The sequence below is a fragment of the Ideonella sp. genome (assembly GCF_041914305.1).
In the GTDB taxonomy this organism is placed as follows: domain Bacteria; phylum Pseudomonadota; class Gammaproteobacteria; order Burkholderiales; family Burkholderiaceae_C; genus Ideonella.
In genome coordinates this window covers 84,632-97,991 of record NZ_JAYSDQ010000002.1, presented here as the reverse complement: position 1 = coordinate 97,991, position 13,360 = coordinate 84,632, and the positions used below count along the sequence as shown (strand labels likewise).

Here is a 13,360-nt window from a genome sequence, read left to right as displayed (position 1 = left end):
ATGCGAAGGATGCCGCGCGCCGGTGCCTGTTGGCACCTGGCACCCGGCGCGGGGCATCACATGCCCGCGTAGTTCGGCCCGCCGCCGCCCTCGGGCGTGACCCAGACGATGTTCTGCGTCGGGTCCTTGATGTCGCAGGTCTTGCAGTGCACGCAGTTCTGCGCGTTGATCTGCAGGCGGTCGGCGCCATCGTCGTTCTTGACGAACTCGTAGACGCCGGCGGGGCAGTAGCGGCTCTCGGGGCCGGCGTACTTGGCCAGGTTCACGGCCACCGGCACGCTGTCGTTCTTCAGCGTCAGGTGCGCGGGCTGGTTCTCTTCGTGGTTGGTGTTGCTGATGAACACCGACGACAGGCGGTCGAAGCTGAGCTTGCCGTCGGGCTTCGGGTAGGTGATCGGCTGGCACTGAGCGGCCGGCTTCAGGTACTCGTGGTCTCGCTTGGTGGCGTGCAGCGTCCACGGCGGGCTTTGCACGCCGAGCTTGGGCAGCAGCCATTGCTCGACACCGGTCATCAGCTTGCCGACCAGGTCACCCTTCTTGAACCAGAGCTTGAAGTTGCGCGTCTGCTGCAGCTCGTCGTTGAGCCAGCTCTTCTCGAAGGCTTCGGGGTAGGCGCTCAGCTCGTCAGCGCTGCGGCCGGCCTTGAGCGCGTCGAACAGCGCGTCGGCGCAGAGCATGCCGCTCTTGATCGCGGCGTGGCTGCCCTTGATGCGCGCGGCGTTCAGGTAGCCGGCATCACAACCGATCAGTGCGCCGCCGGGGAACACGGTCTTGGGCAGCGCTTGCGGCGTGCCGTTGTTGATGGCGCGGGCGCCATAACCGATGCGCTTGCCGCCCTCGATGTGCGCGCGGATGGCGGGGTGCGTCTTCCAGCGCTGCATTTCCTCGAACGGGCTCATGTACGGGTTCTGGTAGTCCAGGCCGATCACGAAGCCGAGCGTCACCTTGTTGTCTTCGAGGTGGTAGAGGAAGCCGCCGCCGAAGGTGTCGTCCACCATCGGCCAGCCGGCCGTGTGCACCACCAGGCCGGGCTTGGCCTTGTCGGCCGGGATCTCCCACAGCTCTTTGATGCCGATGGCATAACTCTGCGGGTCCTTGCCTTCGGTGAGCTTGTACTTGGCCAGCAGTTGCTTGCCCAGGTGGCCGCGCGCGCCTTCGGCAAAGACCGTGTACTTGCCGACCAGCTCCATGCCGAGCTGGAAGCCGTCGTGCGGCTGACCATCTTTGCCGATGCCCAGATCGCCGGTGGCCACGCCGCGCACACGGCCTTGCTCGTCGTACAGCACCTCGGCGGCCGAGAAGCCGGGGAAGATCTCGACGCCGAGGGCTTCGGCCTGCTGCGCCATCCACTTGACGACGTTGCTCAGCGAGATGACATAGCAGCCATCGTTGTGCAGGTTGCGCGGCACGAAGGCGTCGGGCGTGCGGGTCGAGCCGGTTTCGCTCAAGAACAGCACGTCGTCGCCGGTCACGGCCTGGTTCAGCGGGGCGCCGAGTTCCTTCCAGTTCGGGAACAGCTCGGTGATGGCGCGCGGGTCCATCACCGCGCCGGAGAGAATGTGCGCGCCGGGCTCGGAGCCTTTCTCGAGCACCACCACGTTGACCTCGCCGCCTTTTTCGGCCGCCAGCTGCTTCAGCCGGATGGCCGTGGCCAGGCCTGCAGGGCCGCCGCCGACGATCACCACGTCGTATTCCATCGATTCGCGGGGGCCGTATTGGGCAAGCAGTTCGGGGGCGGTCATGGCAGGTCTTTCGAGTGGTGACGGCGGCCGGGCGGCCTGCGGCGTAGCGCCGCGCGGATGCAGGGTCGGGGCCGGGCCGCAGGGCGGGGGGCCGGGCCGAGCGAGGGGCATTCTAGCGGCAGCGCTGAAAAATAGAACGGTCGTGCTTTTCTGCTGTGGCCGGCACGCTGCACCACCGGCGATGGCGCGCTAGGGCCTGTTCACACTACGCAAGCCCGGGTTTCCGTAGTGTGAACCGGCCCTAGTTGAGGGATGACATGCTGGCGCCGAACCGGGCGTGCTACGCTTTTCGCCTCCCCGCCCCAAGCGCTGCGCGCCCAACACCATGAGCTACAACATCGATCTGTCCGGCCGCGTGGCCCTCATCACCGGGGCATCCAGCGGCCTGGGCGCGCAGTTCGCGCGCACGCTGGCCAAGGCCGGGGCGGCGGTGGTGCTGTCGGCCCGCCGGGTCGAGCGGCTGAAGACCTTGCGCGCCGAGATCGAAGGCGCCGGCGGCGACGCCCACGTGGTGGCGATGGACGTGAGCGACCCGGTCAGCATCCGCGCCGGCGTGGCGCACGCCGAGACCGAGGTCGGCACGCTGGACCTGCTGATCAACAACGCCGGGGTCAGCACGACGCAGAAGCTGCTCGACGTGACGCCGGAAGATTTCGACTACGTGATGGACACGAATGTGCGCGGCGCATTCTTCGTGGCGCAAGAGGTGGGCAAGCGCATGGTGGCGCGGGCCCGCGGCGCGGCGCCGGGCACCTTCACCGGCGGGCGCATCGTCAACATCGCCTCGATGGCCGGCGTGCGCGTGCTGAGCCAGATCGGCGTCTATGCGATGAGCAAGGCCGCTGTGATCCACATGACCCGCGCCATGGCGCTCGAATGGGGCCGCTACGACATCAACGTCAACTGCATCTGCCCCGGCTACATCGACACCGAGATCAACCACCACCACTGGCAGACCGACGCCGGCCAGAAGCTGGTGCAGATGATGCCGCGCAAGCGCATCGGCAAGCCGGAAGACCTGGACCTGATGCTGCTGTCGCTGTGCGCGAAGGAAAGTCACTTCGTCAATGGCGCGGTCATTCAAGCCGATGACGGCTTCGGTGTGTGAGCGCGCTGTCGACGATGGAATTGCGAATCCTTACCCCTCTCGAAGCGCGCGTGCTCGGCGTGCTGGTCGAGAAGCAGCACACCGTGCCCGACACCTACCCGCTGTCGCTGAACGCGCTGCAGTCGGGCTGCAACCAGAAGACGGCGCGTGCGCCGGTGATGGAGGCGAGCGAGGCCGACCTGCTGGTGGCGGTGGACAGCCTGAAGCACCTGCATTTGATCTTCGAGGTCAGCGGCAGCCGCGTGGCGCGTTACGAGCACAACCTGGGCCGGGTGCTGGGTGTGCCGAGCCAGTCCGTGGCGCTGTTGGCGGTGCTGATGCTGCGCGGGCCGCAGACCTCGGCCGAGTTGCGCTTGAACTGCGAGCGCCTGCACCGCTTTGCCGACATCTCGTCGGTCGAAGGCTTTCTCGACGAGCTGTCGACCAAGCAGCCGGCCCGCGTGGTGAAGCTGGCCCGTGCGCCGGGCGAGCGCGAGGCGCGCTGGGCGCACCTGCTGTGCGGCGAGCCGGCGCAGCCGAGCGCGGCGTATGGCGCATCGGCCGGTGAGGGCGGGGGCGTCGCCGCGGGCGAGGTCGCGGCCCTGCGCAGCGAGGTGACGCGCCTGTCCGACGAGCTGGCCGCGCTGCGCGCCGACCTGGCGGCGGTCAAGGCAGAGCTGGGCCTGGGCTGATGCGTTTCGAACTGCCCGCCGACAAGAAGTTGACCTACGAGATGGTGATCCCCATCCGCTGGGGCGACATGGACGCGATGGGCCATGTCAACAACACCGTCTACTTCCGCTACCTCGAGATCATTCGCGTGCAGTGGCTGCACGAGGTGGGCGGCGCACCCGACCCGACCGCCCAGGGCCCGGTGATCGTCAACGCCTTCTGCAACTTCATCAAGCAGCTCGAGTACCCGGGCGACGTGCTGGCCAAGCACTACGTGGCCAACCTGGGCCGGACCAGCTTCGACACCTTCATCACACTGGAGCGCACCGACCAGCCCGGTGTGATCCACGCCGAAGGCGGCGCGACGACGGTGTGGGTGGACTTCCCGGCCGGCAAGTCGGTGCCGGTGCCGGACTGGTTGCGGGCGCTGATCGCCTGAGGGCCTGACAGGCTGAGCACCGGCCGGCGCTTCGTTGCCGTTGCGCCGACCGGCCGAGACGGGCTTACGGCTTGCGGTACTCGTGGGCGCCGATGTCCCACGCGCTCAGCGCGCGCTTGTTGCCGAAGTAGTCGTGCCAGATGCTCGGCATCACGGTCGAATACTGGGCGGCATCGATCGCCGGTGAGCCCGCGGCCAGCATGTGGCCCTTGGGCGAGTCGTCGTTCGCATCGGCGAACTGCGGGTCGGCCACCACGTCGGCCTTGCTGGTGCAGTCGCCATTCGAGGTCGAGGCCCACCACAGGTTCGCCAGGCAGTCGAAGCCGACCGCGGGCACCTTGGCCACCGGCCAGGTGGACGCGTCGGGCGCCCAGATGTTGCTCTGGACGCGGTTGTCGCTGTGGTTGCTCGTGTCCACGATCGCCAGCGCGTTTTCCCAGGTTCGGTGGACCGTGTTGTTCAGGATGTCGACCTTCTTCAGCCCCGTCATGTTGCGCGGGTGGTAGTGGTCCGACTTTTCCCAGTAGAAGTTGATGCCGAAGCGGCTGTTCACCACGATGTTGTTGCTGATCTTCAGGCGGCTGAGCGGCTGGTGGTTGTCGTAGTCGGCCCGCTCGTTGGCCATGCCGATGCCGCCTGCTGGCGCACCGCACCGGTAGTAGGCGGTCAGCGCCGGGTCGTTGATGGCCTGGTTCTGGTCGACCACGCTGTTCGACGCGTTGTTCAGGTAGAAGTTGACGCCGAAGTTGTCGTGGGCATCGTTGCGCTTGACGGTGGCACGCGTGACGTCGTTGAGGACGAGGCCCTCGCCGAAGTTGCGGTAGACGGTGTTGCCCTGGGCCAGTACGTCGTCGGTGCGGCTGATGTTCAGCGCCGAGGGCCAGCCGAAGCCCTGGCAGCGCGGCGTGCCGTCGCCCTGGTTGACCATGACCACCTGGGTGATGGTGTTGTCGAGCACCTTCACGCCCGTGTGCCGCTGGCGAATCGCCCAGTCGTACGGGTCGGCCAGGTAGATGCCCGAGCCGGCGATGTTCTCGATCCAGTTGCCTTGAATGACCAGGTTCTCGGACGGACGGATCTTGATGCCGTCCTTGCCCTGGCCGTTGACGACCTTGCGGATGTTCTTGACGGTGTTGTTGGTCACGGTCGCGCCGACGCTCTCGACGATCACGATGCCGTCGCCGTTGGTGACCGTGTCGACGGTGTTGTGGAACACGGTCAGGTTGTTGCCGAGCACGAGGTAGATGGCGGTGTTCTTGTTGTTGGTGATGGTGTTGTGCTCGAACACCTCGCTGTGGTCGACGTTGCGCGCGCCGTCCAGGTAGATGCCGTAGACGTTCGAGTTCTTCAGCGTGCTGCCGGTGACGCGGATGTCGTGGCTGCGCTTGATGCGCACGAGGCTGCCTTCGGGCGTGGCTGTGCCGTCGATCACCAGGCCGGCGAGCACCAGGTTGCTGGCATCTTCGATGGTGATGCAGTCGGGCGTTTCTTCCTGCGACTGGCGTACGACGGCGCAGCTGAGCTGGTGGCTGCCGTTGGGCACCGATGCTTCGCCGTTGATCGTGATCGGCGCGCCGATCGGGTTCTTGGTGATGCGCAGGCGGCTGGTGACGGGGTAGGTGTCCAGCACGGTCAGCGTGTCGCCGGCCTGCAGGGCCTCGCTGATCGCGCGCTGCAGGTGGCCCCAGGGCTGCTCCTTGGTGCCGGGGCCGCTGTTGTCGGCGGTGCCGGAGGCCGAGACGTAGTAATGCCCCGCCATCGCGGCGAGCGGCAGCCCTTGCAACGCCAACACCGCCGCCGCGGCGGTGGCCCTTCGAATCAATGACATGGTCTTCCTCTGAGTTTGGTTTTGGGGCGCAGATTCTGTCGAGCCCTGTTCAAACACTCAAGGAAGGGGTTTCAGGCAACGCTGAACAAGTCCCTCGCGGGCCGCGCGTCCCTGCTTTGGGCGGTCTGCTGCGTTGCAAATCCTCGCCATAGCACAAGCTATGGCTGTGGTTTGCGCCTTGCAGCCCATCCCAAACCAGGGCGCGCAGCCTCGCGGGGCCTATTCAGCGTCGCCTTCAAGCTGCGTCCAGGTTCAGCCGCCCAGCAACCGGTGCACCAGCTCGGGCGTGGTGCTGGCGCCGACCTTGCGCATCAGCCGGGCCCGGTAGACATCGACCGTGCGCGGGCTGATGGCCAGGCGCTTGCCGATCTGCTTGCTGGTCGCGCCGTCGATCAGCAAGGCGGCGATCTCGCGTTCGCGGGGCGTGAAGTCGACCTTCAGCACGCGCCGCGCCGACAGGTCTTCGAAGGTCCAGATGCCGGCGGCGTGCGGGTCGTTCGCGTCCAGCGCGCGGCCCGACACGTGGCACCAGAACAGCTCGCCGTCGATGCGCTTCATCACCCGGTCGTCGGCGTAGAAGCCGGTGGCGTCGAGGCTGGCGACGATGCGGGCGCCGGTGCGCTCGTACTCGTCGGCGCTGGGGTACATCGCCTCGAACGACTGGCCGATCAACTGGTCGGCCTGGGCGCGGAACATCTCCAGCACGCGCTGGTTGCAGTCGACCACCAGCCGGTGGCGCGACAGGATCATGCCGATCGGGGCGAGGTCGAAGGCGGTGCGGTAGTCGAGGTCGATCGCCGGTGCCGCTGCGGTGGGCGGGGCGCTCACAACAGCGCGTAGGTGGTGGTCGCGTGCGCGGCCAGCTTGCCGTCGGGCAGCAGGCATTCGATCTCGCCGAACACGAGTTGCCGGCCGGGCTTGAGCACCCGCGCGACGACCGTGACCTCGCCCACATCCTTGGGCACCGGCCGCATGAAGCTGGTCTGCAGCTGCACGGTGGTCATCGGGCGAAAGCCGCCCAACTGCGCACTGATGGCCAGCACCATCGCCGTGTCGGCGGCGGCCATCAGCGTCTGGCCGCACAGCACGCCGCCGCCGTGCACGTGGCGGTGGCCCACCGGCAGCGCCAGCATCACGCCATCGGGTTCGACGGCGCGCACGACGAGGTCCAGGTCCTGCACCCAGGGCGCGAACATCGTGGCGAGCAGGTCTTGCAGGTGGGCGGCGTCAACTGGGCCGATCGGGCGGGGGGAATCAGTCATGGGTCGGACAAACCTTAGTCAAATCTACGTAACGACTACTTAATGTGTTACGTAGTACCCTTCGTGCCCATCCGAACAAGCCCGGAGGCAATTCCGAATGAACAAGGTATACCCAAGCGCTGCCGCAGCGCTGGACGGCATCGTCAAAGATGGCCAGTTGATGGCGGTCGGCGGCTTCGGCCTTTGCGGCATCCCCGAGGCGCTGATCGACGCGCTGCAGGCCAGCGGCGTCAAGGGCCTGACGGTGATCTCGAACAACGCGGGCGTCGACGGCTTCGGCCTCGGCAAGCTGCTGGCCACGCGGCAGATCAAGAAGATGATCTCCAGCTATGTCGGCGAGAACAAGGAGTTCGAGCGCCAGTACCTGTCGGGCGAGCTGGAGCTCGAATTCACGCCCCAGGGCACGCTGGCCGAGAAGCTGCGCGCCGGCGGCGCCGGCATCCCGGCGTTCTTCACCAAGACCGGTGTCGGCACCATCGTGGCCGAAGGCAAGGAGCTGCGCGAGTTCGACGGCCACACCTACGTGATGGAGCGCTCGCTGCTGCCCGAGGTGTCGCTGGTCAAGGCGCACGTGGCCGACAAGAGCGGCAACCTGCAGTTCCGCCGCACCGCGCGCAACTTCAACCCCAACGTCGCGATGGCCGGCAAGGTCACGATCGTCGAGGTCGAGAAGATCGTCGAGACCGGCGAGCTGGACCCGGACCAGGTTCACCTGCCGGGCATCTTCGTGCACCGCATCGTGCTGAACACGACGCCGGAAAAGCGCATCGAGCAACGCACGACCCGCAAGGCCTGAAGGAGACCCACAAATGGCATGGACCCGTGAAGAGATGGCCAAGCGCGCGGCGCAGGAACTGCGCGATGGCTTCTACGTGAACCTGGGCATCGGCCTGCCCACGCTGGTGGCCAACCATGTGCCGTCCGGCATGGAGGTGTGGCTGCAAAGCGAGAACGGCCTGCTCGGCATCGGCCCGTTCCCGACCGAAGACGAAGTCGACCCCGACATGATCAACGCCGGCAAGCAGACCGTGACCACGCTGCCGGGCTCGTCGATCTTCAGCAGCGCGGACAGCTTCGGCATGATCCGCGGCGGCAAGATCAACCTGGCGATCCTCGGCGCGATGCAGGTCAGCGAGAAGGGCGACCTGGCGAACTGGATGATCCCGGGCAAGATGGTCAAGGGCATGGGCGGCGCGATGGACCTCGTGGCCGGCGTTGGCCGCGTGATCGTGCTGATGGAGCATGTCGCGACCAAGAAAGACGGCTCGACCGACCTGAAGATCCTGCCGAGCTGCACGCTGCCGCTGACCGGCCTGGGTGTGGTCAACCGCATCATCACCGACCTTGCGGTGATGGACGTGACGCCGCAGGGCCTGAAGCTGGTCGAGCTGGCCGAAGGCGTGACGCGCGAAGAAGTGCAGGCCAAGACCGGCGTTCCGCTGCACTGAACCCGATCGGCCGGCGGGTCACGCCGGCCGGGCGGCCCGATCAGCGGGCCGCCAGCTTCTGCAGCTCGCGCTCGGCCAGCGCGTACTCGACGAACTCGACCACGCGCGTGTTGACGGCCTTCTGGAACCAGTCGCGCGCGACCTGTGGCTTGCCGTCCAGCAACTGCTGCTGGCCGAGGAAGAAATACAGCTCGCACAGTCGCCCGTCGGTCTCGTCCTTGTCGGCGCGGGCGGCGGCCAGCGCCTGGTCCAGGCTGCCGGTGCCGTTCAACAGCTCGACCACCGGGTACGGCCAGGCCGGCTTGCTGTCGCTGGGCTTGAACGGCTGGGTGGCCGCCACGCCATCACTGCCCAGGCGCTTGGACACCACGTGCAGCCACAGCGTGGCATAACCGCGGTCCACGTCGGCGCGGTTCTTCAGCACCTCCAGCAGTTCGTCGCGCGCCTGCTCGGGCTGGCCGGCGTAGTAGTGGGCGTAGGCGCGGGTGTAGCGCGGGCCTGAGTCGCTCGGTGCCAGTGCGAGTGCCTTCGACGCATGTTCGATGGCCAGCGCGTCTTGCCGCTGCATCAGCGCATTGACCGACAGGCCCGCATGGGCCTCGCTGTTGCTCGGGTCCAGCTTGAGTGCTTCGGTGAAGCTCAGCGCGGCTTCGCTGGCCTGGCCGAGATGGTCTTGCTGCACGCCACGCTCGGTGAGGATCTTGGCGCGCAGCAACGGCGTCAGGCGGTTCGAGTCGAGCTGCGCCTGGGCCACCCAGAGGTTGATCTGGGCGGTGACCTGCACCTTCGTGCGCCGGCTGGACAGCACCCGCAGGGTCTCTGCGTTGTCCTTCTTCCCGCGTTCGGTCAAGCGTGCGGCTTCTTTCGGCCCGATGGTCGGCACGTTGACCGTGCCCATCAGTCGGGGCCACAGCTTGACCAGCTGTTCGCGGTGCGCCGACCAATCGGCGGCTTTCAGTTGCTCGTTGAGCAGGCGCAGTTCTCCGTCGAAGCGGGCGCTGGCGCGCTTGAAATCGGCCGCGATGTGCAGCTCGAAATTGGGGTCGACCACGTCGAATGGCCGCTTGGCTTCGCTGGTGTAGACCTCTTCCGGGAACCGAAACTCCAGCGTGTGGCGGTAGATTCCTGGCGAGCCCAGCACCATCGGCAGCTTGCGTGGCACCTGGTCGGGCAGGCGCAGCATCTGCACGAGGCCCGGCAGCCCGTAGTCGCCGACCAGGGTCTTGCGGTCGACCAGGCGCAGGTAGTTCGGCAGCTTGAAGTTCAGCCGCACCCGCAGCGCGTTGTGGCCCTCGACCTCGTCGACCTGCATCGCGCCGTCCAGCTGGGCGCCGCTGTAGAAGCGGGTGTATTCGTCGAGGAACTGCTTCTCCAGCTCGCTGGCGGGCTGGGCATCGAGCGTGTGCCGCACGCTTTCGGCGACGTCGCCGTGGTAGACGATGTCGGCGCTCAGGCGCGGGTCTTCGGCCAGGCTGGTGAAGACCAGGCGGTCTTCGCCGGCCACGCGCAGCGTGTCGTGCCCATCGGGCACGCTGCTGAGGCCGGCCGTGCCGGCATCGACCACCAGGCCCTGGCCCAGGCCGAACGACTGGCGTTCCGCCAGCGGCCCGGTCTGGCGCGAGCGGGTGCCGTCGAGCAGCCAGGCCTGGTCACCCACCTGCACCCGGGCGATCACGTGGTTGAAGGCCAGCGGGCTCGGCAGCATGCGCGCCACGTCGTCGTGAAAGCCGGTGGACACCAGCACCGGCGTGGCGACCACGCCCTGGGCCTTCAGCAGCGCCACGAGCAACGCCACCTTGTCCTTGCAATCGCCGAAGCGTTGCTTCAGCACCTGGTCGGGGTCGGCCGGGCGGTGGCTGTTGATGCCGGTTTCGGTGCCGAAGTAGCGCACCTCGTTTTGCACGAAGTCGAGCGTGCGGCGCACGCGCTCGGCCACCGCGTCGGCGGCGGGGCCGGCCAGCGTGTCGGCCTGGGCCTGCACGGCCGGCGCGGCGCCGCCACCCGGTGTGAACACACGTGTGGCCCAGCGGGCCACGTCGGCCCAATCTGCGTATTCGCTGAGCTGGATCACGTCGGGCAGATACGCTGCCGGCGGCGTGTTCGCGTCGGACTGGAACTGCGGGATCAGCGTGCGGCGCATCACCGTGTCGCGCCAGCCGGCCTGGACCTGGCTGTTGGTCTCGATGCGGCTCGGGTCGGCCTGGACCTGGATGGCGCGGCCCTGCGGCGCCAGCAGGCGGTAGCGCAGCAGGGCCGTGGGCCCGCGCACGCCCAGCGCCCAGTCGGTGTCGACGAACTTGCCTTCGAAGACCGGGTTGGCGCCGCGCAGGCTGTAGGCGAACTCGACGCGGTCGCCGACGCGCACGTCGCTCAGCACCACCGAGGCGGTGCTGCGGCCGTCGACCATCTGCCGCTCGAGCTGTGATTCGCGTTGCAGCAGCTTCACCTGGCGCGCGTCCAGCTTGTCGATGCGCTGGCCGTTGCGCCAGAGCTCGAGCTTGTGCAGCGTCAGCTTCTGGTAGCTGGGGTCGAACTCGATCTGCAGCTGCGCCCCGGCTTCCAGGCCGGCGGTCTCGTTGATCTGCCGCACGGCCCGCATGTAGCGGGTTTCGTCGCCCGCTTCCACCCGCGTCTGGCGGTCGATGACCAGCAACTGCAGCGGCGCCTTGGGCAGCTGGGCCACGAGGCCCGCGTCGACCGGCACCGGCAAGACCCAGGCGGGCGCCGGTGCGATGTTGAAACCGGTCGGGTTCTTGGCTGCGGCGGCGGCTGTGGTGCGTGCCTTCGCCGGTGTGCCGGCTGGCGCTTGCGCCGAGGCCGCGGTGGCCCACAGCCCGCAGGCCGCCAGCAGGCAGGCGTTTGCAACGTGGGCCCAACGGCCGGCCAGGTGGCCGCGTGCCATGTCGGCGGCGGCGACGGTCTTCCCCATGTGAGTGATCTCCCTCCCTTGTGAGTGCCGACATGATGCCCGACGCGACGGCCGCGCCGCAGTGCGCCACTCCGTCAAACGTGGAGGGCGGGTGGGGCGGTTTTCACGCCCAGGGCTCGAGATGCGGGGCCATCACCTCGGCCAGCCAGTCCATCACCGCGCGCACGCGCTGGGGCTGGTGGCGTCGGTTCGCGTAGAGCAGGTGCACGGGCATCGAGGGCGCGCGGTGTTCGGGCAGCACCTCGACGAGTGCGCCGTCGGCGATCAGCGCCTGCACGCCGTGTTGGGGCGCCTGGATCAGGCCGAGCCCGGCCAGGCAGGCGGCCTGGTAGGCCTCGGCGTTGTTCACCGTCACCTGGCCGGCCATCGCCACGGTGCGCACGCTGCCGTCTGGGTGGGCGATGTCGAAGCCGTCGGGCCGCGCGCCGAGCACCGGCACGTAGTGCACCAGCAGATGCGTGGCCAGCTCGTCGGGCGATTGCGGCGTGCCGTGGCGTGCCAGGTAGCCGGGGCTCGCGCAGTTGATCATCTTGAAGCGGCCCAGCGGCCGCGCGATCAAGCCGCTGTCGACCACCGCGCCGACGCGCAGCACGCAGTCGAAACCCTCGCGCACCAAGTCGACCCGGCGGTCGGTGCTGCTGATCTCGATCTCCAGCTTCGGGTGGCGCTGCAAGAGCTCGGGCAGGTGCGGGATCACCATGTGGCGCGCGGCGCCGGTCGACATGTCCACCCGCACGCGGCCGCGCAGCTCGGGCGCGCTGCGCTGGAACAGCGTCTGCAGCTCGTCGACGTCGGCCAGCAGGTCGCGGCAACGGTCCTGGAACGCGAGGCCGTCCTGCGTCAGCTGCACCTTGCGTGTGGTTCGGTGCAGCAGGCGCGTGCCGAGGTGGTTTTCGAGCGCCTGGATGGTGGTCGAGACCTTGCCCTTGGGCCAGCCCAGCCGGTCGGCGGCCTGGGTGAAGCTGCCCAGCTCGGCGACCTGGGCGAAGGCGTTCAGTTGGTCCAGCAAGCTCATCGCGGGGTGCCTGACTGTTCTTGTGGTGAGAACAAATTGATCTGTTTCTGGCAATTTATCAGCTGAAGGCGGATCAATAAAGTCCCGTCATCGCTTCTGTTTCACCTGACCCAAGGACCTGCCATGACGACGACTGTTGCTTCCACCCCCTCTCTGAAGATCGCCCTGGTCACCGGCGGCAGCCGTGGCCTGGGCCGCGCGTCGGCGCTGCAGCTGGCGCGCCAGGGTTTCGATGTGCTGCTGACCTTCCGCTCACAGGCCGCCGAGGCGGCCGAGGTGGTGGCGCAGATCGAGGCGCTGGGCCGGCGTGCACTGGCGCTGCCGCTGGACATGGGCAGCACGGCCGGCTTCGCCGCCTTTGCCGACCAGGTGCAGACGGCGCTGTCGCAGCACTTCGGCCGCAGCGACTTCGACGCGTTGGTCAACAACGCCGGTGCCGGTACGCATGCGCCCCTGGCCGAGACGACCGAAGCGCAGTTCGACCAGATGTTCAACATCCACCTGAAGGGTGTGCTGTTCCTGACCCAGCGCCTGTTGCCGCTGCTGGCCGATGGCGGCCGGATCCTCAACGTGTCGTCCGGCCTGGCGCGCTTCACCTTCCCGGGCTACGGCGCCTATGCGGCGATGAAGGGCGGCATCGAGGTGATGACGCGCTACCTGGCGAAAGAGCTGGCGCCGCGCGGCATCACCGTCAACGTGGTGGCGCCGGGTGCCGTCGAGACCGACTTCGGCGGCGGCGCGGTGCGCGACAACGCGCAGCTGAACGCCGCCATCGCCGGGCAGACCACGCTCGGCCGGGTCGGCCAGCCCGACGACATCGGCGCCGCGGTGGCGATGCTGTTGTCGCCCGGCAGCGGCTGGATCACCGGCCAGCGCATCGAGGTGTCGGGCGGCATGGTGCTCTGACCGACGAGGCGTTACGCCGCCACCTTGGGGCG

Annotated in this window: 12 protein-coding genes; 6 read left to right on the top strand and 6 right to left on the bottom strand. The window is 67.9% G+C overall.

What is annotated here, in order from left to right; translation table 11 throughout:
- Positions 1-56: 56 nt before the first annotated feature.
- Positions 57-1,742 (bottom strand): electron transfer flavoprotein-ubiquinone oxidoreductase, encoded by a 1,686-nt coding sequence (locus ACE3SG_RS03260; RefSeq protein ID WP_374562540.1) that lies wholly within the window; start codon positions 1,740-1,742, stop codon positions 57-59.
- Positions 1,743-2,067: 325 nt separating this feature from the next.
- On the opposite strand from ACE3SG_RS03260, the gene ACE3SG_RS03255 reads away from it, so the two are divergent.
- From ACE3SG_RS03255 to ACE3SG_RS03245, 3 genes are read left to right on the top strand one after another with little or no spacing between them, the layout of a single operon-like run.
- Positions 2,068-2,850, top strand: coding sequence for an SDR family oxidoreductase (locus ACE3SG_RS03255; protein WP_374562539.1), 783 nt, complete (start codon positions 2,068-2,070; stop codon positions 2,848-2,850).
- A 14-nt stretch (positions 2,851-2,864) separates the two neighbouring features.
- On the top strand, positions 2,865-3,521 hold the full coding sequence (locus ACE3SG_RS03250) for a YceH family protein (protein ID WP_374562538.1): 657 nt from the start codon (positions 2,865-2,867) through the stop codon (positions 3,519-3,521).
- On the top strand, positions 3,521-3,940 hold the full coding sequence (locus ACE3SG_RS03245; protein ID WP_374562537.1) for an acyl-CoA thioesterase: 420 nt from the start codon (positions 3,521-3,523) through the stop codon (positions 3,938-3,940). Before ACE3SG_RS03250 ends, ACE3SG_RS03245 begins: the two co-directional genes overlap by 1 nt.
- 64 nt (positions 3,941-4,004) lie before the next feature.
- Here ACE3SG_RS03245 and ACE3SG_RS03240 read toward each other — a convergent pair whose 3' ends face one another.
- The 3 genes from ACE3SG_RS03240 to ACE3SG_RS03230 all read right to left on the bottom strand — a co-directional run bounded on the left by ACE3SG_RS03240 (position 4,005) and on the right by ACE3SG_RS03230 (position 7,030).
- Complete coding sequence (locus tag ACE3SG_RS03240) at positions 4,005-5,768, bottom strand: right-handed parallel beta-helix repeat-containing protein (protein ID WP_374562536.1); 1,764 nt, start codon at positions 5,766-5,768, stop codon at positions 4,005-4,007.
- 252 nt (positions 5,769-6,020) lie between these two features.
- Complete coding sequence (locus ACE3SG_RS03235) at positions 6,021-6,563, bottom strand: LuxR C-terminal-related transcriptional regulator (RefSeq protein WP_374562854.1); 543 nt, start codon at positions 6,561-6,563, stop codon at positions 6,021-6,023.
- Between the two features lie 29 nt (positions 6,564-6,592).
- A complete protein-coding gene (locus tag ACE3SG_RS03230; RefSeq protein WP_374562535.1) occupies positions 6,593-7,030 on the bottom strand; it encodes a PaaI family thioesterase in 438 nt (145 codons plus the stop codon).
- Between the two features lie 97 nt (positions 7,031-7,127).
- On the opposite strand from ACE3SG_RS03230, the gene ACE3SG_RS03225 reads away from it, so the two are divergent.
- Complete coding sequence (locus tag ACE3SG_RS03225; protein WP_374562534.1) at positions 7,128-7,826, top strand: CoA transferase subunit A; 699 nt, start codon at positions 7,128-7,130, stop codon at positions 7,824-7,826.
- Positions 7,827-7,839: 13 nt separating this feature from the next.
- A complete protein-coding gene (locus ACE3SG_RS03220) occupies positions 7,840-8,478 on the top strand; it encodes a CoA transferase subunit B (protein ID WP_374562533.1) in 639 nt (212 codons plus the stop codon).
- Between the two features lie 40 nt (positions 8,479-8,518).
- Here the strand turns inward: ACE3SG_RS03220 and ACE3SG_RS03215 are convergent, their stop codons facing one another.
- Both ACE3SG_RS03215 and ACE3SG_RS03210 read right to left on the bottom strand, forming a co-directional pair.
- On the bottom strand, positions 8,519-11,407 hold the full coding sequence (locus ACE3SG_RS03215) for a DUF3857 domain-containing protein (protein WP_374562532.1): 2,889 nt from the start codon (positions 11,405-11,407) through the stop codon (positions 8,519-8,521).
- A gap of 103 nt (positions 11,408-11,510) precedes the next feature.
- Entirely contained in the window at positions 11,511-12,422 is a 912-nt protein-coding gene (locus ACE3SG_RS03210) for a LysR family transcriptional regulator (protein ID WP_374562531.1), read from the bottom strand.
- Between the two features lie 123 nt (positions 12,423-12,545).
- On the opposite strand from ACE3SG_RS03210, the gene ACE3SG_RS03205 reads away from it, so the two are divergent.
- Positions 12,546-13,328: an SDR family NAD(P)-dependent oxidoreductase gene (locus ACE3SG_RS03205; RefSeq protein WP_374562530.1), complete on the top strand. Its 783-nt coding sequence runs from the start codon at positions 12,546-12,548 to the stop codon at positions 13,326-13,328.
- The last annotated feature ends 32 nt before the right edge of the window (positions 13,329-13,360 follow it).

Coding starts and splice junctions, on each gene's coding strand:
- ACE3SG_RS03260 (WP_374562540.1), bottom strand. CDS start 1,742: ATGACCGCCCCCGAACTGCTTGCCCAATACGGCCCCCGCGAATCGATG.
- ACE3SG_RS03255 (WP_374562539.1), top strand. CDS start 2,068: ATGAGCTACAACATCGATCTGTCCGGCCGCGTGGCCCTCATCACCGGG.
- ACE3SG_RS03250 (WP_374562538.1), top strand. CDS start 2,865: ATGGAATTGCGAATCCTTACCCCTCTCGAAGCGCGCGTGCTCGGCGTG.
- ACE3SG_RS03245 (WP_374562537.1), top strand. CDS start 3,521: ATGCGTTTCGAACTGCCCGCCGACAAGAAGTTGACCTACGAGATGGTG.
- ACE3SG_RS03240 (WP_374562536.1), bottom strand. CDS start 5,768: ATGTCATTGATTCGAAGGGCCACCGCCGCGGCGGCGGTGTTGGCGTTG.
- ACE3SG_RS03230 (WP_374562535.1), bottom strand. CDS start 7,030: ATGACTGATTCCCCCCGCCCGATCGGCCCAGTTGACGCCGCCCACCTG.
- ACE3SG_RS03225 (WP_374562534.1), top strand. CDS start 7,128: ATGAACAAGGTATACCCAAGCGCTGCCGCAGCGCTGGACGGCATCGTC.
- ACE3SG_RS03220 (WP_374562533.1), top strand. CDS start 7,840: ATGGCATGGACCCGTGAAGAGATGGCCAAGCGCGCGGCGCAGGAACTG.
- ACE3SG_RS03215 (WP_374562532.1), bottom strand. CDS start 11,407: ATGGGGAAGACCGTCGCCGCCGCCGACATGGCACGCGGCCACCTGGCC.
- ACE3SG_RS03210 (WP_374562531.1), bottom strand. CDS start 12,422: ATGAGCTTGCTGGACCAACTGAACGCCTTCGCCCAGGTCGCCGAGCTG.
- ACE3SG_RS03205 (WP_374562530.1), top strand. CDS start 12,546: ATGACGACGACTGTTGCTTCCACCCCCTCTCTGAAGATCGCCCTGGTC.